Genomic DNA, 20,813 nt, shown 5'->3' on the forward strand with positions numbered 1-20,813 from the left:
GCAGACGTCATAGTACCATGCAAAACGCGTTAGCGTGGGAAGGACTGAACAATAGGAGGTTTTGGAATTTTGAAGGATACGAGAAAATATGATAAAAGCAGACAACTTCATAAAGAAGGCTCTCTACGAGAGAATAGAGTGGAACTCGAAGGTAATGTAGAAGTGCATAGTATTTCCTCTATGTCAGAAGAAGGAAGAAACGATGTGAATGAATATGATAATGGTTTACTCGAGCAGATATTATCGAGAGATAATATGAATAAAGCATATAAAAGAGTAAAAGCCAATAAAGGAAGTCATGGGATTGATGGTTTGACAGTAGATGAACTTCTACATTATCTAAAAGAGCATGGACAAGAATTAAGGCAATCATTATTAGAAAGTAGATATAGACCTCTAGCCGTAAGAAGGGTAGAAATACCAAAACCTGACGGTGGAATTAGGCTACTTGGAATACCTACTGTATTAGATAGAGTTATTCAACAAGCGATATCACAAACTCTAATACCAATATATGAAAAGAAATTTTCTGATAATAGTTACGGTTTTAGACCTTTAAGAAGTGGAAAACAAGCTGTTGAAAAATGTAGGGGATATATTAATGCTGGACATACATGGACGGTGAATATAGACCTTTCTAAATACTTTGATACGATAAATCATGATAAATTAATAAGGATACTATCGGAAGATATTAAAGATAGTAGAGTAATTTCTCTGATACGAAAGTATCTACAAAGTGGAGTGATGATAAATGGGGTATTTATGAATACAGAAGAAGGAGCACCTCAAGGCGGGCCTTTGTCCCCATTATTAAGTAACGTAATGTTACATGAACTCGATGTAGAACTAACAAAACGAGGACTAAACTTTTGTAGATATGCTGATGATGCGAATATATACGTCAAAAGTGAGAAATCAGCAAATAGAGTAATGAAGAGTATTACGAGATTTATTGAGGAAAAGTTAAAGCTTAGAGTGAATAAAGAAAAGAGTACAGTAGATAGACCTTGGAAACTTAAATTTTTAGGATTTTCATTTTACCGAGCAAAAGGTGAATACAGAATGAGAGTTCCTCAAAAACCTATAATCAAATTCAAAGCAAAGCTAAAAGAATTAACTTCAAGAAGTAATGCGATGAGCATGAAATATAGGTTTATGAAACTTAAGCAAGTGATAGTTGGATGGATAAATTATTTTGCTATTGCAGACATTAAAAGTATTCTTAAAACACTTGATGAATGGTTAAGGCGAAGAATTAGAATGTGTTTTTGGAAACAATGGAAAAAGATTAAAACAAAATATGGGAACCTTGTTAAATTAGGAATACCAAACAATAAAGCTTTGCAATATGCAAATACAAGGAAAGGCTATTGGAGAACATCCAATAGCCCTATATTAAACAAAACATTGACCAATAAATACCTTAAAAATATAGGATTAGTTTCTATATCTGAGACATATTTATTAAAACATTAATTTCTATTGAACCGCCGTGTACCGAACGGTATGCACGGTGGTGTGAGAGGTCGCTAAATAAATTAATTATTTAGCTCCTACTCGATTCATGCAATCTCAAAAAACAAATGAATATTGTATTAATTGTATGCATAATTTGAAAAAATTGGTTTTATTAAAAGTTATATTGTGGTACAATAAGTTTAACTAATCTGTCTAAGAGGGTGTTTTAGATGAACGTTGTAACAATAAAGATAAACGGTGTTGAATATAATTTAAAAGGTGATGAAAGAGAAGAATATTTACATATGGTAGCTAGTTATGTTGATAAAAAAATAAAAAATATAATGAGTAATAATGAAAAGCTTAGTACTTCCTCAGCAGCAATTTTAACTGCTTTAAATTTAGGTGATGATATGTTTAAAAGTAAGTCACTTTGCAAGGAACTTTTGAGTAAGGGTGAATCTTTAGAAAAACATGATAATGAATTGACTGAGCAGTTAGAAGGTTTAAAAAAACAGTTAAATCATTTGGAAGACTATAATCAAGAATTACTTAACAAGTGTAAAAACACAGAAAAAACTGAATATGTAAAAACATTAGAGCAAGAAAATATAGAGATGCAACAACAATTAGATGTGATGCAAGTGACTAGTAAAAGTTGTATCGAAGAAAATAGAAGAACAAAAACAGAAAATAAAGAAATGAGATTTAAGCTTCAATCTTATAAGTACAAAATAATCGATTCACAAAATAAGTTGATAGAATACCAAATTAGTTTAGCTAAACAAAAGAAAATTAATAATCCACTTTTAGCTTCACATAAAAAATAAAAATTATTTAATTGTCGCCGAAAGGCGATTTTTTTAATGGACGAGAAATATATTTACAAAAGGCTCACAATTTTTAAAATAATTGTGAGTCTATTTTTTATTATAATGACTTTAAGTTGATAAAGTGTAATATTAAAATGCTCATGAAACATATAATTATATTGATAGCGAAATTAAAGACTGTTATATTAACAACAATTATTAAGTTATATCAAATTGTTTATAAAAAAAGGGGGGAAAACAATGAAAAGAAGAATTGCTGGATGTTTAAGTTTAGCAATGTCAATGGCTCTAGTATTATCGGGTTGTGGTAAAAGTGATGTTGGGAGAGCAGCGAAGGATTTAAAAGGATCAGAAGTTATAGCGGCTGTAAATCCAGAAAAAGTGCCACAAACAGCAAAAAACAGAAAAGATACTTTAATTGTTGGATTTACAGCACCAGAAGGAAAATTTAATCCCATATATGAAAGTTCAGTAGATGATGGTTATGTTGCTCAATTAGTTTTTGAAGGGTTATTGACAAATGATGCGAAAGGAAATCCTGTAGAAAAAGTAGCTAAGAAATGGGAGATTTCAAAGGATAGCAAAACCTATACCTTCCATTTAAACAAAGGCATTAAATTTAGCAATGGAGAAGAATTAACTGCAAAGGACGTGGAATTTACTTATACAGCTATTTGTGACCCAAAGTATGATGGACCCAGAACAGACGCTGTAGATAAATTGGTTGGGTATAAGGAATACAATAAAGGTGATGCTAAAACTGTTAAAGGCATAAAGGTTATAGATGACAATACAATTTCATTTACATTAACAGATGTTAAATCACCAGCTCTAAGTTCTGATTTTATTTATGGAATTATGTGCAAGAGTTATTATGCATTTGAAAAAGGTAATATAGATAAATTAAAAAAAACATTCTTAAAACCGATGGGCAGTGGTCCATATATATTTAAAGCATATAAGGCAGGTCAAGAAGCTGACTTTGAGAAAAACCCTAGTTATTGGAAGGGTGAAGCTAAGATTAATAAGTTAATATTAAAAGTTACTAATGCTCAAACCAATATTCAATCACTTTCCGCTGGTGAAGTAGATATTGATAGAATTGCAACTGAACCAGAAAATATCCAAATGCTTAAAAGTGCAGGATTCATAGATATGCAACTTTTTCCGGATAATGGATATGGATATATAGGGTTAAATCTTAAAGATGAAAAATTAAAAGATGAAAGGGTACGGCAAGCACTTACTTATGGTTTAAATAGAAAAGGATTTATAGATGCTAGATATAAAGGATATGCTGATGTTTGTAATGCACCAGTATCACAAGTATCTTGGGCATATACTGATGACATAAATAAATATGAATATAATCCTGAAAAAGCAAATAAATTATTAGAAGCAGCAGGTTGGATTAAAAAGGAAGATGGATTTAGATATAAGGATGGTAAAAAGTTTCAAATCCATTGGATGACTTATCAAGGAAGTAAATACGTAGAATTGTTAATTCCAATAGTAAAGGAGAATTGGAAGGCCATAGGAATAGATGTTATTCCTGAATTAATGGAATTCAAGACTATGTGTACAAAGGTTTTTGATGAACAAAAATTTGATATGTATAATATGTCTTGGACTTTAAGTATTGATCCAGATCCATCAGGATTATTCTCAGAAAAGCAAGCAGAGCTCGGTGGATTCAATCCAGGAAATTGGGTAAATAAAGAAAGTGAAAAATTAATGGCAGATGCTCTTAAGACTACGGATGTAAAAGAAAGAAAGGTATTATATCAAAAGTGGTTAAAACTTTTCACAGAGGAAGCTCCATATGTTTTGTTAGATCAATGTAAAATGATGTGGGCTGTAAGTTCAAGAGTTAAAGGTATAAACATCTCTCCATATGTTAATTTTACTTATCAAATTGCAGATGCAGAATTGATTGAACCTAAAGCTAAATAGGTAAATGATGCTTTAATTATATTTTGCTATGCTTGGGGTTACCAAGCATAGTTTATAAAGGGGGATTGTCATGAGGCAGTATATAACTAGAAGATTACTGCAAATGATACCAGTTTTAATAGGGGTATCTATAGTAATATTTTTAATATTGCAGTTGGCACCAGGTGATGCATTAACAGGTAAAATGGATCCACATTTAACACCAGAAAGAAAGCAAGAATTAAGACATCAAATGGGACTAGATCTACCGGCGTATAAGCAGTATCTTAGATGGGCTGGAGGAGTACTTCATGGGGATTTTGGCGAATCTACTAACTTTAAACAGCCAGTAGGAAAGGTTATGAACACATATATTTGGAATACATTTTACCTAGCTATACTCTCATTAATACTAAGTGTATTAATCTCAATTCCAATCGGAGTGGTTTCTGCAACTAAGCAGTACTCAAAATTTGATGGATTTTTCACCGTGTTTGCCCTGATAGGTATTTCTATGCCCTCATTCTTTTTTGGTATGCTTCTTATAAAAGTTTTTGCTGTAGACCTTAAAATACTTCCGGTTTCTGGAATGAGCACGGCTGGAAGTACAGTAGCAGGCATTTCCTATGGTTTAGATGTAGCTCGTCATATGATACTACCGCTAATTGTACTTACTTTAAGTAGTGTGGCAGGTCTTATGAGATACACAAGATCAAGTATGCTAGAGGTAATAAGGCAGGATTATATAAGAACAGCTAGAGCTAAAGGACTTAAAGAAAAAGTGGTTATATATAAACATGCTCTTAGAAATGGAATGATTCCTGTTATTACTTTACTGGGATTTTGGCTTCCTTTATTATTTTCTGGAGCGTTTATTACAGAAAGCATTTTTGGGTGGCCTGGCATAGGACCTATAGAAATTGCTGCAGTAAGTGGACGTGATTATCCACTGCTCATGGGAATAAATATCTTATTTGCAGTGTTAACTTTGGTTGGGAATCTAATTGCAGATGTTACTTATGCCGTAGTTGATCCGAGAATAAGGCTTAAATAGGAGGTGTTAAAATGCAAGCAGAAGTAAAACCAAAAGTGAAGCAAATTAAAAAAGAAGAAATTTTAAGCCCTTGGAAGATAATAAGAAAACGGTTAAAAAAGAATAAACTAGCTATATTTGGAATGTATATACTGTTGTTTATGGTGATTATGGCATTAATTGGTCCATTAATATCACCTTATAAAATGGAAACTATAGATTTATACAATGTATCATCTTCACCTTCTTTTAAACATCTTTTGGGTACCGATGATGTGGGAAGAGATGTTTTAGTAAGAGTGATGTATGGGGGCAGAATATCTCTGTCAGTAGGAGTGCTCGCTGTATTTGTTGAAGTACTAATTGGAAGTATGTTAGGAGGAATAGCAGGCTTTTATGGTGGAACAGTGGATAGTGTAATAATGAGGATAGTTGATATATTCTTATGCTTTCCAAGTTTGCCACTACTAATAATGCTGGCAGCTGTAATGTCAGATTTAAATGTTGCCCCACAGTATAGGATGTACGTAGTTATGTTTATTATAGGATTACTTGGATGGCCAAGCCTTTGCCGTATTGTTCGAGGACAAATACTATCGCTTAGGGAACAGGAATTTATGCAGGCAGCAGAAGCTTTAGGACTTAAGGATAGAAGGAAAATATTTAGTCATCTACTACCAAATACCTATGCGTCTATTATAGTTTCAGCTACTTTAGGTATAGGTGGTGCAATTCTAACGGAATCAGCATTAAGTTTTCTAGGACTTGGAGTTACTCCCCCTACGCCGTCTTGGGGTCAAATGGTCCAGGCAGTTAATAATGCATATATATTACAATTCAAACCTTGGATTTGGGCGCCTCCTGGCATATGCATTTTCTTAACGGTAATGGGTATAAATTTATTTGGAGATGGACTTCGCGACGCCATCGATCCCAAACTAAAGGTTTAGGAGGTGTATTATGAGTAAAAATTTAGTGGAGATAAAAAATTTGAAAACATATTTTTACACAGAAGATGGAATTGTGAAAGCTGTTGATGATGTTAGTTTTAATATTAGAAAAGGTGAAATAATAGGTGTAGTTGGAGAATCGGGTTGTGGTAAAAGCGTTACGGCAATGTCAATAATGAGATTAATTCCGTCACCACCCGGAAAAATAGTTGGAGGCGAAATTCTGTTTGAAAATAAAAATATTTTAGAACTTAAAGGCGATGAAATAAGAAAAATAAGGGGGAATGACATAGCAGTAATATTTCAAGAGCCTATGACTTCATTAAATCCTATATTCACTATAGGGTATCAAATAGAAGAAGTAATAATGCTCCATCAAAAGTTAAATAAAGTTAAGGCTAGGGAAAAAGCAGTAGATATGTTAAAGCTAGTTGGAGTGCCAAGAGCTGAGGACATAGTGAAGTGTTACCCTCATGAGCTTAGTGGAGGTATGCGCCAAAGGGCAATGATTGCAATGGCTGTGTCTTGTAATCCAAAGCTTTTAATAGCAGATGAGCCAACTACTGCATTAGATGTAACAATTCAAGCGCAAATACTTGATATTATGAAGGATCTAAAGAAAAAGCTTAATACTTCAATAATGCTAATAACTCATGATCTTGGAGTAATTGCTGAAATGGCAGAATATGTAGTAGTAATGTATGCTGGTAAGGTTATTGAAGAAGCACCTGTAATTGAGTTATTTAAAAATCCAATGCATCCATATACTGAAGGCTTAATGAAATCTAAACCTTCACTGGATAAAGATGTAGATAGATTATACTCAATACCCGGACAGGTTCCAAACCCAATTAATATGCCAGAAGAATGTTATTTTTGTGCAAGATGCCCGAAAGCTATGGATATTTGTAGAAAGAAGCAACCACCTACTTACGAGATAAGGCAAGGACATAAGGTAGCCTGCTTTTTATATGAGGAGCAAAACAACTAATAAATATTTTGTACTATGAAGCGATGCAAGGAGGGGAAGTAAGTGCACGATGAAATAGTTAGAGTAGAGAATTTAAAAACATATTTTCCTATTCAGGGTGGAATACTTAAAAAGACTGTAGGTTATGTTAAAGCTGTAGATGGGGTATCTCTATATATAAATAAAGGTGAAACCTTGGGCCTAGTGGGTGAATCAGGATGTGGGAAAACTACAGTTGGTAGAACTATGTTAAGGCTTATAAACAAAACAGAAGGCAATGTTTATTTTAAAAATCAAAATGTATTTGATTTATCGAAAAAAGATTTAAGAAAGATGAGACCTAAAATGCAAATAATTTTTCAAGATCCATATAGTTCTCTTAATCCAAGACTTACTATAGGGCAAATAGTTGGAGAATCGCTAATAGATCATGAGTTATTGCCTAAAAGCGAAATTGCTGGTAGAGTTCAAGAGGTGCTTGAGATTTGTGGGCTTGCACCTTATCACATAAGAAGATACCCACATGAATTTTCAGGTGGGCAAAGGCAGAGAATAGGAATAGCAAGAGCTCTTATATTAAATCCTGAATTTATAGTTGCTGATGAACCTGTATCAGCACTAGATGTGTCCATTCAATCTCAAATAGTTAATTTAATGTGTGATCTTCAAGAAAAAATGGGGTTTTCATATTTATTTATTTCGCATGATTTAAGTGTAGTAAAACATATTAGTCATAGAATAGGGGTTATGTACCTAGGATCTTTGGTGGAATTAGCATCAAAAAATGAATTGTATAATAATCCTCTTCATCCATATACGAAGGCATTGTTATCGGCAGTGCCTCTACCAGATCCAACATTAAAGAGAGAAAGAATTATTCTTAAGGGAGACATACCAAGTCCGGCAAATCCACCCTCTGGCTGTAAATTTCATACCCGATGTCAATATGCTGTGGAAAGATGCAAAAATGAATGTCCACAGTATAAAGATGTAGGCAGTAAACATTTTGTAGCTTGCCACTTGCTGTAAGGTAATGATTGGTAGCATAAAAGGATAGTATATTGAATTTCCAAAGTAAGGGGGGAATATATGAGACAGGAAAGAGAACTAGAAAGAATAAAGGATAGTGATTTGAATTGTGATGAAGGTGTAGGATGGAAGGACATTGTAGCCATTGTTATAGCACAATTTCAGATATTTATGCCAATAGTTATGGGAGCTGCATTAGTCATGAGTTTGTTGTTATTTATTGTAATGAAAGTATGGATCAGAAGTTAATAATAGTCAACTAGTAGTTGTAAAAAAATGTATATTTGTTTAAAAATACACCCTAGAGATAATGAAAAATTTGTCGAAGATGAATTTGCACTATCACTTGGGTGCTTATTTGGGTATAATTGAAGTGTAGGGACATTTAATCTCATGCCCCTAATGTTAGAACATGAAAAGGATGGTATGTATATGAATTTGTTAACAATAGAAGAAATGAGTAAAAGTTATAGTGAAAAAATACTCATTAATAAAGTGTCATTAGGTATAAGTGATGGCGATAAAATTGGATTAATAGGAGTTAATGGAACAGGAAAATCAACTTTTTTAAAAATAATAGCTGGCTTTGAAGTTCCTGATGGGGGAAGAATTTTAAAGGGAAACAAAGTGAATATAGAATATTTATCTCAAAATCCTAAATTTGACCCAGAAGCTACAGTGCTTGAGCAAATTTTTAAAAGTGAAACTGATGTTATGAAGGTTATAAGAGAATATGAAGTAGCTATGGAGAAAATGGAGGAAAATCCAGAAGATGAATCCGTTCAAAATACTTTAATGAACCTTAACACTAAGATGGACGCATGTAACGGATGGGAAGTTCAAAATGAAGCTAAAATAATACTTACAAAGCTTGGAATAACCGATTTTAAGCAGCGAATAGGCAACCTTTCAGGTGGACAAAGAAAAAGAGTCGCTTTGTGTAGTGCTCTAATTACTCCCTCAGATTTATTAATTTTGGATGAGCCTACAAATCATATGGATAATAAAATAATAGATTGGCTTGAGAAATTTTTAAATAGTAGAAAAGGTGCACTACTTATGATTACTCATGATAGGTATTTTTTAGATAGAATAACAAATAAAATTATTGAGCTTGATAAGGGTAATCTATATAGTTATCAGGGGAATTATAGTGTGTTTTTGGAAAAGAAAGTTGAAAGAATGGCTTTAATGGATACAATAGAGAAAAAAAGAGAGAGTTTATTTAAAAAGGAACTAGCTTGGATAAGACGTGGGGCTAAAGCTAGAAGTACTAAGCAAAAGGCGAGAATTGACCGTTTTGATGAGCTTCGCGATGGAAAAGTTGATGTAACAAACGAAAAGTTAGAATTATCCTCGGCATCTACTAGACTTGGTAAAAAGATTATGAATGTAGAGAACATATATAAAGCATATGGTGATAAAAAATTAATTAGTAATTTTAGTCATACTTTTACTAGGAGAGATAAAGTAGGTATTATAGGACCTAATGGTATGGGGAAATCTACGCTTATGAATATTTTAAGTGGAGTATTAAGCCCAGATTCAGGGGTAATAGATTGGGGAGAAACATTGAAAATTGGCTTTTTCCATCAAGAAAATGGTGAGATGAACGAAAAGCTACGTGCTATAGAGTACATTCGAGAAGGTGCAGAATATATAACTACAGGCGATGGAGAACAGGTTACAGCTTCTCAAATGCTTGAGAGATTCTTATTTGATGGAACTACTAAGCATTCATTTATTTCTAGTTTATCCGGTGGAGAAAAACGAAGACTATATTTATTAAGGATTCTTATGGAAGCTCCAAATGTACTATTTTTAGATGAGCCAACTAATGACTTTGATATTCAAACTCTAGCAGTACTCGAAGATTATTTAGATGGGTTTAGTGGTGTGGTTATAACTGTATCTCATGATAGATACTTTTTAGATAGAGTATCTGACAAAATATTCAGTTTTGAGGGAAATGAAAAGATAATTCAATTTGTAGGTAATTATTCTGAGTATAAAGAATATATAGAAAAAAATCCGAATTTACTAGAAGTAGATAAAGAAGACAAAAAAGATGTAAATGAAGAGGTTGCAAGCAGTAAAGATGAGGCAATTAAAGAAGAGAAGCTTTTGAAAATTACATTTAAAGAGCAGAAAGAATTTGATGAAATCGACGGTGAAATTGAGCAAAAGGAAGCAGAACTTGTGGATATTAATAAAAAAATCAATGATGGAAGTAGTGATTTTGAATATTTGCAGAAACTAGTTAAGCAGCAAAAGAATATTGGAGTTGAAGCTGAACAGCTAATGGTGCGATGGACATATTTAAATGAATTAGTTGAGAAAATAGAGCAGCAGAAAAACAATTAAATCATCACCCACTTATACAAGTGGGTGATTTTGTTTCTGAAATGTTATTGAAAATTTATGAGTGATAAGTTTATTTAATAAAGAAGGTATGGTCTGTGGATAAAAATAGAGATATAAAAATATCTGTGCGTAACTTAGTAGAGTTTGTACTAAGGGCTGGCGATTTAGATATGAGGTTTATGGGGAGTAGCAGAGCTGTAGAGGGAACCAAAGCACATCAAAAAATTCAAAGTGAGAATAAAGAAAAGTATTCGGTATTACTTGGAGAAGAATATCGCGCTGAGGTAAGTTTAAAACACAGTATACTATATAATGGGGCCTCGATTATAATTGAGGGGCGTGCTGATGGTATTCTAATCAAAAATAATAAAGTTACCATAGATGAAATTAAAACAGTTGCTAAGGATATAGAACTTATTAAGGAAGATTATAATAGTCTTCACTGGGCTCAAGCCAAATGTTATGCATATATATATGGGATTCAAAATAATCTTGGGCTTATTAATGTTCAATTAACCTATTATGAAATAGATACGCAAAAAACTAAGCAGTTTATCAAAGCTTTTTCAATTGAAAAACTACAAGAATTTTTTGATGAAATTATCTCTAGCTATTTTGTATGGGCAAATATTGCTAGTGAGTGGAATAAGGAAAGAGATAGTACTATAAAAGAGTTGTTGTTTCCGTTTGAAAATTATAGGGACGGTCAAAGGGAACTAGCTGTCTGCGTATATAAAACAGTAGTAGAGAAAAAGAAAATGTTTGTGCAAGCCCCCACAGGAATAGGTAAAACTATATCTACTTTGTTTCCGGTGGTTAAAGCTATGGGAGAAGGGCATACCACAAAGATTTTTTACCTAACAGCCAAAACTATAACAAGACGAGTTGCAGAGGATGCCTTTGATAAAATGAAATCAAATGGACTTAAATTTAAGACGATTACACTAACAGCAAAGGATAAAGTATGTCTTAGTAAAGGTAGTGCATGTAATCCGCAGCAATGTAAATTTGCAAAAGGACATTTTGATAGAGTTAATGAAGCGCTACTTGATATTCTGAAAAATGAAAATACATTTAGCAGAGAAATAATTGAGATATACTCAAATAAATATAACGTATGTCCATTTGAGTTTTCATTGGATTTAACTGTGTGGGCTGACAGCGTTATATGCGATTATAATTATGTATTTGATCCTAGGGTTTACTTAAAAAGATTCTTTACTGATAACGGTGGGGAATATACTTTTTTGGTTGATGAGGCTCATAACTTAGTGGATAGAGCTAGAGAAATGTTTTCAGCGCAAATTAGTAAAAAATTGATTATGCAATTGAAAAAAGATATAAAAGGTCTTGACGATCAAATGTACAAAGTTTTGAATAAGTTAAATGCTCTTATCAACAGCATGAAGAAAATGTGTAATGAAGATGGATATTACAAACAAAATGCTGAACCAGTGGATGTATATAACCTCCTTACGAGGCTTACTAAAATATTAGAAAAATGGCTCACGAAAAATGAAAAATCTGAAACATATGATAGTTTTTTAGAATTGTATTTTAACTCTTTGAGTTTTATTCGGGTAGCTGAACTTTATGATGATAAATATATAACCTATGTAGAAAGTGGGTTAGATGACGTAGTATTAAAAATATTTTGCTTGGATCCATCTAAGCTTTTAAGCGAGGCGTCAAAAAGAGGTCAATCAGTGATATACTTCTCTGCAACGCTACTACCATTAGTATACTTTAAAGAGATTTTGGGTGGAGAAAGTAAGGATTACCATTTAACGCTGAATTCTCCCTTTGACAAAAGTAAGCTTAGGGTAATGGTAGCTAAGGACATTTCTACTAAATATAAATATAGAGAAAATAGTTACCTAAAGATAGTAGAGTACATATATTCTGTAATAAGTGCTAAGAATGGAAATTATATGGTATTTTTTCCTTCATATAAATATATGGAGGAAGTGTGTAATAGTTTTACGCAAAAGTATCCACATATCAAAGTAAGTATCCAAACCAATTCTATGACTGAAGATGCCAGGGAAGAATTTTTGCAAAACTTTAGTAGTTCGAGTGATGAGAATATTTTAGGTTTTGGAGTTTTAGGTGGTATATTTTCTGAAGGTATTGATTTAAAAGGTGATGCATTAATTGGTGTTATAATCATCGGTGTAGGTCATCCTATGATTTGCTTTGAACGGGAAATTATTAAAGAATACTTTAATAATAAAAGCAATTGTGGCTATGAATATTCTTATATGTACCCAGGTATGAATAAAGTACTACAGGCGGCGGGAAGGGTAATTAGAACAGAGGAAGATAGTGGGATCGCGCTGTTAATAGATGATAGATTCCTTAACCAAAGGTATAGACGACTTTTCCCAAAGGAATGGGACAATTATCATATAATAAATAATAGCACTCATGCTAAAAAAGAGATTTGTGAATTTTGGGAATAAGGAATTGTAAAAATAATATTATCTAAGAAAATAAAAAAACTTGAGCATTTGCTCAAGTTTTTTATATACAAATAATTAAAGTCTATTTATAAGATACTGTGGGGGGATAAAAAAGGAAACTAATTTAATAATAACCGCTACAGATACATCTACATAAAATATTTTCCTTTTTATAGTTGGGGGTATTTAATTTTAAAGGGATTATATCAAAATAAGTTTCCTATATATAAACGGTATATTTCGACTTATTTCTTACTCTAAGATTAACATGTATTACACATATAGTCAATGGGATTTTTAAAAGTTTAATATAAGCTGATTAAAAATGAAAATAGATAAATATATTCGACAAAATATAATGAAATTTACATTTTCATTTAGTGATTTATCAGTGATGTTATAACATTTTTGTAAAATATTAATTCTAACTAGTTTTATATTTTACTTATATCGTATTCTCTCTATAGGTTAGTTAGCTATATAGGTTGACGATTTCCTATACTATTAATTAAATAAGTAATAGTAACAGGAGCTTAAAAGGTTTTTGGGGGTATTTTTTACAGAAAATTAATAATAATATAGCATTTATAGTGCTAGAATATAATATAAGAGTAACAATGCTGAAAGTGCTAAATTAAAATTATTATATTTAGTTTACTGCTTACACATGTTAAAGTAGATAACAATTAATAATTGTTATCTACTTCAGAAAATGATAGGGGGAATAGTATAAATGTTTGTTAAATCTTCTAGAGAAGTTTATGGCTGGGATAGATTTTCAACAGCAACCTTATTGATAGGAATATTTTTGTTAGTAGCTAGGTATTCATGGATTTTAGGAACAGCACTTATTATATATTCAATTTGGAGATGTAGGTCAACTAATGTACATGGGAGAAATAATGAAAAATTTGTTTTTGAAAATATAGAAAGACATTTTTATCGTAAAATCAATAATTTAAAACAAAATATTAAACTAATTAATATTAAAATTAAAAATTATAGACCTATAGAGAGATTAAAGGAAAAAAAGAAGTATATAATAACTAGCTGTCCTAAATGTGAACAAAAATTAAGATTACCAAGAGGAAAAGGTAAAATTATTATAACTTGCTCAAAGTGCTGTAGCGAGTTTAGGTTGAAGACATAAAAAAAAGATATCCTTTTAAAGGATATCTTTTTTTTATTGTTAGGCTTATATGCCCTATTTTATTTAATAAAAAATTATCTTGAATTATTTACCTGAACCTAACTCAGCAAGACAGTCTTTACAAATATTTTTACCTTTGTAGTTTACAACGTCTCTTGCATTTTGACAGAAAATACAAGCTGGTTCATATTTTTTAAGAATAATTTGATCACCATCTACATAGATTTCTAAAGCGTCCTTGATATCTATATCCAAAGTTCTTCTCAATTCTATAGGAATAACAATTCTTCCAAGTTCGTCCACTTTTCTTACAATACCTGTTGATTTCATTTAATTTCCTCCTCAAACATCTTTCGACTTATTTATAATTAAATTGTAGCAAAAATAACATAAAACGTCAATAGGTTTATGAAAATATTTAAGAAAAATAATAAAAATTAACAAACTTTTACGTATTATGCAAAAAAAATATAATGGTCTGTCATTTTAAACATTATTATAATATCTTATACAATATACATAAAATTTTAATAATTACAATATTCATAATAGATTGTAATTGGTGTAAATCATGATAGTAAATAAAAAAAGGTTAGTACAGTGGGTACTAACCTTTAAAAATGTAACTATCTATAATTAGTGAATTGTAGGGGAATATCAAAATCTTTCGATTTTATTAAAGCCATTACTTGCTGTAGATCGTCAAGGTCCTTGCCGGTAACCCTTAGCTGATTATCCATAATTTGAGCTTGAACTTTAATTTTGCTGGATTTAATTTCAGCAATTATTTTTTTCGATTTTTCAGTAGAAATACCTTTTACAATTTTGGCTGTTTGCCTTGCAGAACCTAATGTAGCAGGTTCTTGTTTACCTAGATCTAATGCTTTTCCAGATATACCTCTTTTAATTAACTTACTTACAAGAACGTCTATAACTGATTTTAATTTAAAATCATCATCAGATATTATTTTAATATCTTCTTTTCCTAGGTTAATTTCAGTAATAGTATTTCTAAAATCATACCTTTGTTTAACTTCTTTCAATGCTTGGTTTATTGCATTGTCTACTTCTTGCATATCGACATCTGATACTATGTCAAACGAATGTGCAGTTGCCATAATTAAAAACCTCCTATATATTTTTATGTTAATTAATAGAATCTTATTAATTAATAGTAGATTAATAATTTGAAAATGTCCAGTAGTTAATGAGTAAAAATTATAAAAACTATAAACTTGATAGCGATTTGTTTATTTATGAAATGTTATTAAATCATGAAAATCAAATGTTTGATATGTTTTAAATATCATAAAGTTGACGAAAATAGATAATAATACATGTTTTGATTAAAACAAATACAAAGTTCGTCGCCATAAAGGTACAAATTTTTTAAAATAATGTTATACTATTGTAAGAAATTATTACGTATGAGAGGAAGAAATATATGTTGCGTGAAGCACAAGAAAAATTAAAAAAGTATTATGGATATGATAATTTTAGAAAAGGACAAGAAAATGTAATAGAGAGTATAATAAGCGGAAAAGATACCTTTGCTGTAATGCCTACTGGTGCAGGGAAATCGGTGTGTTACCAGATACCTGCTCTAATGCTAAAAGGAGTAACACTCGTAATATCACCACTTATATCGCTTATGAAGGATCAAGTAGATACATTGAATAGTATAGGGATAGCTGCAACATATATAAATAGCTCATTAAGTATTAATGAAGTTAATGAAAGAATTGATAAGGTAGCGCTTGGGGAGTTTAAGCTTCTTTATGTTGCCCCAGAAAGGTTAGAATCAGACTTCTTCTGCAATATGTTAAATAGATTAACAATATCGCTTTTAGCAGTGGATGAAGCTCATTGTGTATCTCAATGGGGACATGATTTTAGAACCAGTTATGCAGCAATTTCTAGTTTGATAGAAAAATTACAAGAAAGACCAATTATAGCGGCATTTACAGCTACTGCAACAGAGGAAGTAAGGTTAGACGTTATAAAGTTATTAAAATTAAGAGAGCCGGATGTTTATGTAACTGGTTTTAATAGAGAAAATTTGAGCTTTACTGTTATTCGTGGAGAAAACAAAAGAGATTTTGTATTAGAATACATTCAAGATAATAAAGACCAAGTAGGGATAATATACACTTCTACAAGGAAGGAAACGAATAATCTCTATGAGCTTTTGAATAAAAAGGGATATAGTGTTGGAAGATACCATGCGGGGCTAGGAGATGAAGAGCGAAAACAAAACCAAGAAAAGTTTTTGTACGACGATATCAACATTATTATAGCTACAAATGCTTTTGGAATGGGAATAGATAAATCAAATGTTCGATATGTAATTCATTATAATTTGCCAAAGAGTATGGAATCTTATTATCAAGAAGCGGGACGTGGAGGCAGAGATGGAGAGCCTAGCGAATGTATACTGTTATTTTCTGCAGCAGATGTGTTACTTCAAAAATTTTTTATAGAACAAAGTGTCGTATCACCTCAAAGGAAGGTAAATGAATATAAGAAACTTCAAGCTATGGTGGATTATTCACATACTTCAAGATGTTTACGACAGTTTATTTTGGAATATTTTGGCGAAGAAAATGTTCAAGATAAATGTGACAATTGCAGTACATGCAATGATGAAAGTGAACTGGTAGATATAACTATAGAGGCACAAAAAATATTTTCTTGCATCTTTAGGATGAAGGAGAGGTATGGTACTTCATTAATTGCAGAAGTACTTCGTGGCTCAAAGAATAAAAAAGTTTTGGAACTTGGATTTGATAAGTTATCTACCTATGGGATAATAAAGCAATATACTGTTAAAGAGATAAGAGACCTCATAAATGTGCTTACGGCAGAAGAATATCTTTCACTTGCAGATGGTCAATTTCCGGTGGTTCATTTAAAAGATAAAGCAGTGGCAGTACTTAAAAATGAAGAAAAAGTGTATCAAAAGGTTGAGAAAAAGAAAGCTAAGGTAGCTCGCGATACTGGTTTGTTTGAAATATTGAGGTCCCTTCGAAAAGAAATTTCAGACCGGGAAAAAGTTCCACCTTATATTGTGTTTGCAGATAGCGCGTTAAGAGAGATGAGCGAATATTTCCCAGTAAATAATAAAGAAATGCTAAACATTAAAGGGGTAGGAGAATCTAAGCTTAAGAAGTATGGTGAGGAATTCATTCAGGTTATAAAAAAATATATGCAGGAAAACAATATAGAACTAAAGGCAGAAATACTATATAATGAAAATGATGAGAAGGTTCAAACTGAATGTGCGGTAGAAAAAGCTTGCGAAAATGAAGGAAAGATCCCTAGCTATGTTATTACTTATAATATGTATAAAGAGGGTAAAAGCATAGAGGACATAATTTACGAGAGAAAATTAAAAAGCCTCACAGTACAAGAACATATATTTAAATGTGCTTATGAGGGTTTTGATGTTAATTTAGATGATTTTATTCCAAAACATCAGGAAGCGCTTATTATTGAAGTTATAGAAAAAATTGGAGCTTCAAAGCTTAGACCTATCAAAGAAGCATTACCAGAAGAAATAGATTATTTAGCTATAAAAGCAACAATATTTAAATACGCTAACAATAAGATTTCTTAGAAAAAAGGAGAAAATATGAATAAATTATTTAATGAACTAGGATTACAAGAAAACCTTATAGAAGGTTTGATTAAACAGGGGATACAGAGCCCTACAGAAATTCAAGTAAAGGCTATACCAATTGGACTTGAGGGCAAGGATATTATAGGAGAATCAGAAACAGGTTCAGGTAAAACACTGGCTTACTTATTACCTATATTTCAAAAAATAGACACAACATCAAAGGATATTCAAGCGATTGTACTTGCACCTACTCATGAACTTGCAATGCAAATACATAAGCAAATAGAATTGCTATCAGAGAACTCAAATAGCAACATCAAATCAACTACCATAATAGGTAATGTTAACATCAAAAGACAGCTAGAAGCTCTTAAGGAAAAGCCACATATAATAGTTGGATCCGCAGGAAGAATTTTAGAACTTATAACTATGAAGAAACTGAAATCACACTTCGTTAAGACTATAGTAATAGATGAAGGCGATAGAATGATAGATGAAGATAACATAGATGGGGTAAAGGCCATAATAAAAACTACGCTTAGGGATAGACAAATTATGATATTTTCAGCTACGATTTCGCTTAAAGTTGTTGAGATTGCTAAAACTTTGATGAAGGATCCAGAAGTAATTAAAGTGGGTGATAAAAGTCAGGTAAATCCTAATATAGAGCACATGTATTTCGTAGTTGAAAAGAGAGAGAAACTGGTTCTACTCAGAAAACTCATAAGTGCTACTAAACCTGAAAAAGCAATAATATTTATAAACAAAAGTGATGAGGTAGAAATTACAACTTCAAAGCTTGGTTATCACGGATTAAAGGTTGAGGGTATTCATGGAAGCTCTGATAAACTTAATAGAAAAAAAGCTATTGAGGATTTCAATGCAGGAAAAATTCAACTATTAGTTGCTTCTGATTTAGCAGCTAGAGGCCTTGATATAGTAGGAGTGTCACATATATTTAATCTTGATATACCAGAGAATCCTAAGGATTATTTACATAGGGTAGGTAGAACGGCAAGAATGGGTGAACATGGTTTTGCATTATCTATAACAGAAGAGAGAGAACTTGATCTAATTAAAAACTATGAAAAAGATTTTAATATAGAAATTCTGCCTAAAGATATTCGTATGGGAACAATTATTGATTTACAAAACACACCTAAAGCAAAGTCAATAGAACATAATTTTAGATCTGATAGCAAAGCATCAAACACTAATAAGTCTAATAAAACTAGATAAGAAAGAAATAAATTACATTGGCCTAGTTTCTTTCCGTATGGTATAATGAGTCAGTAGTTTTGACTAGAATGAAATTACTTAATGTATGGAGGTATTTATAAAGATATGATTAGTACAAATAACGTAAGTTTAAGATATGGTGCACGTAAATTATTTGATAATGTTAATATAAAATTTACTCCAGGTAATTGTTATGGATTAATTGGTGCGAACGGTGCCGGTAAATCAACGTTTCTTAATATATTATCAGGTCAAATTGAACCTAATACAGGAGAAGTTAATATTACAGCAGGAGAAAGATTAGCATTCTTAAAGCAAGATCATTTTGAATTTGATGAATATGAAGTTGTCAAAACTGTAATGATGGGGCATGTAAGATTGTTTGAAATAATGAATGAAAAAGATGAATTATATGCAAAACCAGATTTTACTGATGAGGACGGAATTAGAGCTTCGGTACTAGAAGGCGAATTTGCAGAACTTAATGGATGGGAAGCTGAATCAGAAGCTTCAACTCTATTGATGGGACTTGGAATAACTGAAGACCTTCAAAACAAAACAATGAAGGAATTAACAGGATCAGAAAAGGTTAAGGTACTCCTTGCTCAAACACTATTTGGAAAACCAGACATTCTATTACTAGATGAGCCTACAAACAATTTAGATGTAAAATCTAAAAATTGGCTTGAAAGTTTCCTACTGAATTTTGATAGTACTGTTATAGTTGTTTCCCATGATAGACATTTTTTAAATAAAATATGTACTCATGTTGCAGATATAGACTTTAGCAAAATTCAATTATTTGTTGGAAATTATGATTTTTGGTATGAATCTAGTCAGTTGGCTCTTCAAATGGCTAAAGATCAAAATAAGAAAAAAGAAGAAAAAATTGTTGAATTACAAAACTTTATTGCTAGATTTAGTTCTAATGCATCTAAAGCAAAACAGGCTACTTCTCGTAAAAAGCAATTAGATAAATTGACTTTAGATGATATAAAACCATCTTCTCGTAAATATCCATTTGTTGGATTTAAGCCAGAAAGAGAAGCGGGAAATGATTTATTGACAGTTAAAAATCTAAGTAAAACTGTGGATGGAGAAATACTTCTTGATAATGTTTCTTTTATAGTTAACAAGGGAGATAAGATTGCTTTTACAGGTGCAGATGAAATAGCTAAAACTACATTATTTAAGATAGTAATGGGTGAAATGGAGCCGGATAGTGGTGAGGTTAAGTGGGGAATTACTACTTCTAAGGCTTACTTACCAAAGGATAACACGGAATATTTTAATGGCGTAGATTGCACATTAGTTGATTGGCTTCGCCAATATTCAGATGAAAAGGCTGAAAGCTTTATTAGAGGCTTTTTAGGCAGAATGCTTTTCTCTGGAGAAGAGGCCCTTAAAAAAGCCAGCGTATTGTCCGGTGGAGAAAAGGTTAGATGCATGCTTTCTAAAATGATGCTTAGTAATGCTAATGTATTAATTTTTGATGAGCCCACTAATCATTTAGACCTAGAGTCTATTACGGCGTTAAACAATGGGTTAACTAGCTATACTGGAACAATGTTACTTACATCTCATGACTCCCAACTAGTTGCAACAGTTGCAACTAGAATAATAGAAATTACACCTAAGGGGATAATGGATAAACAAATGACTTATGATGAATTTATAGAAAATAATGAAGTTCAAAAAGAACTAGAACTTATGTACAAATAAAAAAGAAGCACTTCTAATAATATTATTAGGAGTGCTTCTTTTTTTATTA

16 protein-coding genes are annotated in these 20,813 nt (G+C 31.6%); 14 read left to right on the forward strand and 2 right to left on the reverse strand.

Translation table 11 applies throughout. The features are described 5' to 3' along the window. Positions 1-69: 69 nt before the first annotated feature. The 11 genes from ltrA (at position 70) to ACWJKE_RS17840 (ending at position 14,184) form a co-directional block, all read left to right on the forward strand. Positions 70-1,479, forward strand: a complete 1,410-nt coding sequence (ltrA, locus tag ACWJKE_RS17790) for a group II intron reverse transcriptase/maturase (RefSeq protein WP_462952630.1) — start codon at positions 70-72, stop codon at positions 1,477-1,479. 212 nt (positions 1,480-1,691) lie between these two features. Next, on the forward strand, positions 1,692-2,291 hold the full coding sequence (locus tag ACWJKE_RS17795; protein WP_216303265.1) for a cell division protein ZapA: 600 nt from the start codon (positions 1,692-1,694) through the stop codon (positions 2,289-2,291). Between the two features lie 243 nt (positions 2,292-2,534). Then, the gene (locus ACWJKE_RS17800; protein WP_220287390.1) at positions 2,535-4,247 is read left to right on the forward strand and encodes an ABC transporter substrate-binding protein; all 1,713 of its coding nucleotides are present in this window, start codon (positions 2,535-2,537) and stop codon (positions 4,245-4,247) included. A gap of 70 nt (positions 4,248-4,317) precedes the next feature. Further along, entirely contained in the window at positions 4,318-5,280 is a 963-nt protein-coding gene (locus ACWJKE_RS17805; RefSeq protein WP_220287388.1) for an ABC transporter permease, read from the forward strand. A gap of 11 nt (positions 5,281-5,291) precedes the next feature. Continuing rightward, positions 5,292-6,209 carry an oligopeptide ABC transporter permease gene (gene opp4C / locus ACWJKE_RS17810; RefSeq protein WP_216303262.1) on the forward strand — a complete coding sequence of 306 codons (918 nt, stop codon included), beginning with the start codon at positions 5,292-5,294 and terminating at the stop codon, positions 6,207-6,209. Positions 6,210-6,219: 10 nt separating this feature from the next. After that, entirely contained in the window at positions 6,220-7,200 is a 981-nt protein-coding gene (locus ACWJKE_RS17815; RefSeq protein ID WP_220287386.1) for an ABC transporter ATP-binding protein, read from the forward strand. 42 nt (positions 7,201-7,242) lie between these two features. Next, entirely contained in the window at positions 7,243-8,208 is a 966-nt protein-coding gene (locus tag ACWJKE_RS17820) for an ABC transporter ATP-binding protein (RefSeq protein ID WP_462953656.1), read from the forward strand. Positions 8,209-8,268: 60 nt separating this feature from the next. Further along, positions 8,269-8,457 carry a hypothetical protein gene (locus ACWJKE_RS17825; RefSeq protein ID WP_165414639.1) on the forward strand — a complete coding sequence of 63 codons (189 nt, stop codon included), beginning with the start codon at positions 8,269-8,271 and terminating at the stop codon, positions 8,455-8,457. Between the two features lie 183 nt (positions 8,458-8,640). Next, positions 8,641-10,572: an ABC-F family ATP-binding cassette domain-containing protein gene (locus ACWJKE_RS17830; protein WP_462959367.1), complete on the forward strand. Its 1,932-nt coding sequence runs from the start codon at positions 8,641-8,643 to the stop codon at positions 10,570-10,572. Between the two features lie 170 nt (positions 10,573-10,742). Continuing rightward, positions 10,743-13,034, forward strand: a complete 2,292-nt coding sequence (locus ACWJKE_RS17835; protein WP_462954363.1) for an ATP-dependent DNA helicase — start codon at positions 10,743-10,745, stop codon at positions 13,032-13,034. Between the two features lie 733 nt (positions 13,035-13,767). Beyond that, positions 13,768-14,184, forward strand: a complete 417-nt coding sequence (locus tag ACWJKE_RS17840) for a hypothetical protein (RefSeq protein WP_165414641.1) — start codon at positions 13,768-13,770, stop codon at positions 14,182-14,184. Positions 14,185-14,268: 84 nt separating this feature from the next. On the opposite strand, the gene ACWJKE_RS17845 is transcribed toward ACWJKE_RS17840, so the two are convergent. Both ACWJKE_RS17845 and ACWJKE_RS17850 read right to left on the reverse strand, forming a co-directional pair. After that, positions 14,269-14,514: an AbrB/MazE/SpoVT family DNA-binding domain-containing protein gene (locus ACWJKE_RS17845; protein WP_071614011.1), complete on the reverse strand. Its 246-nt coding sequence runs from the start codon at positions 14,512-14,514 to the stop codon at positions 14,269-14,271. A 296-nt stretch (positions 14,515-14,810) separates the two neighbouring features. Continuing rightward, entirely contained in the window at positions 14,811-15,302 is a 492-nt protein-coding gene (locus tag ACWJKE_RS17850) for a YajQ family cyclic di-GMP-binding protein (protein ID WP_165414514.1), read from the reverse strand. 326 nt (positions 15,303-15,628) lie between these two features. On the opposite strand from ACWJKE_RS17850, the gene recQ reads away from it, so the two are divergent. The 3 genes from recQ (at position 15,629) to ACWJKE_RS17865 (ending at position 20,764) form a co-directional block, all read left to right on the forward strand. Continuing rightward, entirely contained in the window at positions 15,629-17,800 is a 2,172-nt protein-coding gene (recQ, locus tag ACWJKE_RS17855) for a DNA helicase RecQ (RefSeq protein WP_216303258.1), read from the forward strand. A gap of 15 nt (positions 17,801-17,815) precedes the next feature. After that, positions 17,816-19,042: a DEAD/DEAH box helicase gene (locus ACWJKE_RS17860; protein WP_462952820.1), complete on the forward strand. Its 1,227-nt coding sequence runs from the start codon at positions 17,816-17,818 to the stop codon at positions 19,040-19,042. Positions 19,043-19,147: 105 nt separating this feature from the next. Continuing rightward, complete coding sequence (locus ACWJKE_RS17865; RefSeq protein WP_216303256.1) at positions 19,148-20,764, forward strand: ABC-F family ATP-binding cassette domain-containing protein; 1,617 nt, start codon at positions 19,148-19,150, stop codon at positions 20,762-20,764. Positions 20,765-20,813: the final 49 nt, after the last annotated feature.

Source organism: Clostridium sp. CM036, assembly GCF_055081135.1.

What these genes read in the sequence shown, in the direction of transcription:
- ACWJKE_RS17795 (WP_216303265.1), top strand. Translation starts at nt 1,692, where the DNA reads ATGAACGTTGTAACAATAAAGATAAACGGTGTTGAATATAATTTAAAA.
- opp4C (WP_216303262.1), top strand. Translation starts at nt 5,292, where the DNA reads ATGCAAGCAGAAGTAAAACCAAAAGTGAAGCAAATTAAAAAAGAAGAA.
- ACWJKE_RS17805 (WP_220287388.1), top strand. Translation starts at nt 4,318, where the DNA reads ATGAGGCAGTATATAACTAGAAGATTACTGCAAATGATACCAGTTTTA.
- ACWJKE_RS17865 (WP_216303256.1), top strand. Translation starts at nt 19,148, where the DNA reads ATGATTAGTACAAATAACGTAAGTTTAAGATATGGTGCACGTAAATTA.
- ACWJKE_RS17860 (WP_462952820.1), top strand. Translation starts at nt 17,816, where the DNA reads ATGAATAAATTATTTAATGAACTAGGATTACAAGAAAACCTTATAGAA.
- ACWJKE_RS17830 (WP_462959367.1), top strand. Translation starts at nt 8,641, where the DNA reads ATGAATTTGTTAACAATAGAAGAAATGAGTAAAAGTTATAGTGAAAAA.
- ACWJKE_RS17800 (WP_220287390.1), top strand. Translation starts at nt 2,535, where the DNA reads ATGAAAAGAAGAATTGCTGGATGTTTAAGTTTAGCAATGTCAATGGCT.
- ACWJKE_RS17850 (WP_165414514.1), bottom strand. Translation starts at nt 15,302, where the DNA reads ATGGCAACTGCACATTCGTTTGACATAGTATCAGATGTCGATATGCAA.
- ACWJKE_RS17815 (WP_220287386.1), top strand. Translation starts at nt 6,220, where the DNA reads ATGAGTAAAAATTTAGTGGAGATAAAAAATTTGAAAACATATTTTTAC.
- ACWJKE_RS17845 (WP_071614011.1), bottom strand. Translation starts at nt 14,514, where the DNA reads ATGAAATCAACAGGTATTGTAAGAAAAGTGGACGAACTTGGAAGAATT.
- ACWJKE_RS17840 (WP_165414641.1), top strand. Translation starts at nt 13,768, where the DNA reads ATGTTTGTTAAATCTTCTAGAGAAGTTTATGGCTGGGATAGATTTTCA.
- ACWJKE_RS17825 (WP_165414639.1), top strand. Translation starts at nt 8,269, where the DNA reads ATGAGACAGGAAAGAGAACTAGAAAGAATAAAGGATAGTGATTTGAAT.
- ACWJKE_RS17835 (WP_462954363.1), top strand. Translation starts at nt 10,743, where the DNA reads ATGAGGTTTATGGGGAGTAGCAGAGCTGTAGAGGGAACCAAAGCACAT.
- recQ (WP_216303258.1), top strand. Translation starts at nt 15,629, where the DNA reads ATGTTGCGTGAAGCACAAGAAAAATTAAAAAAGTATTATGGATATGAT.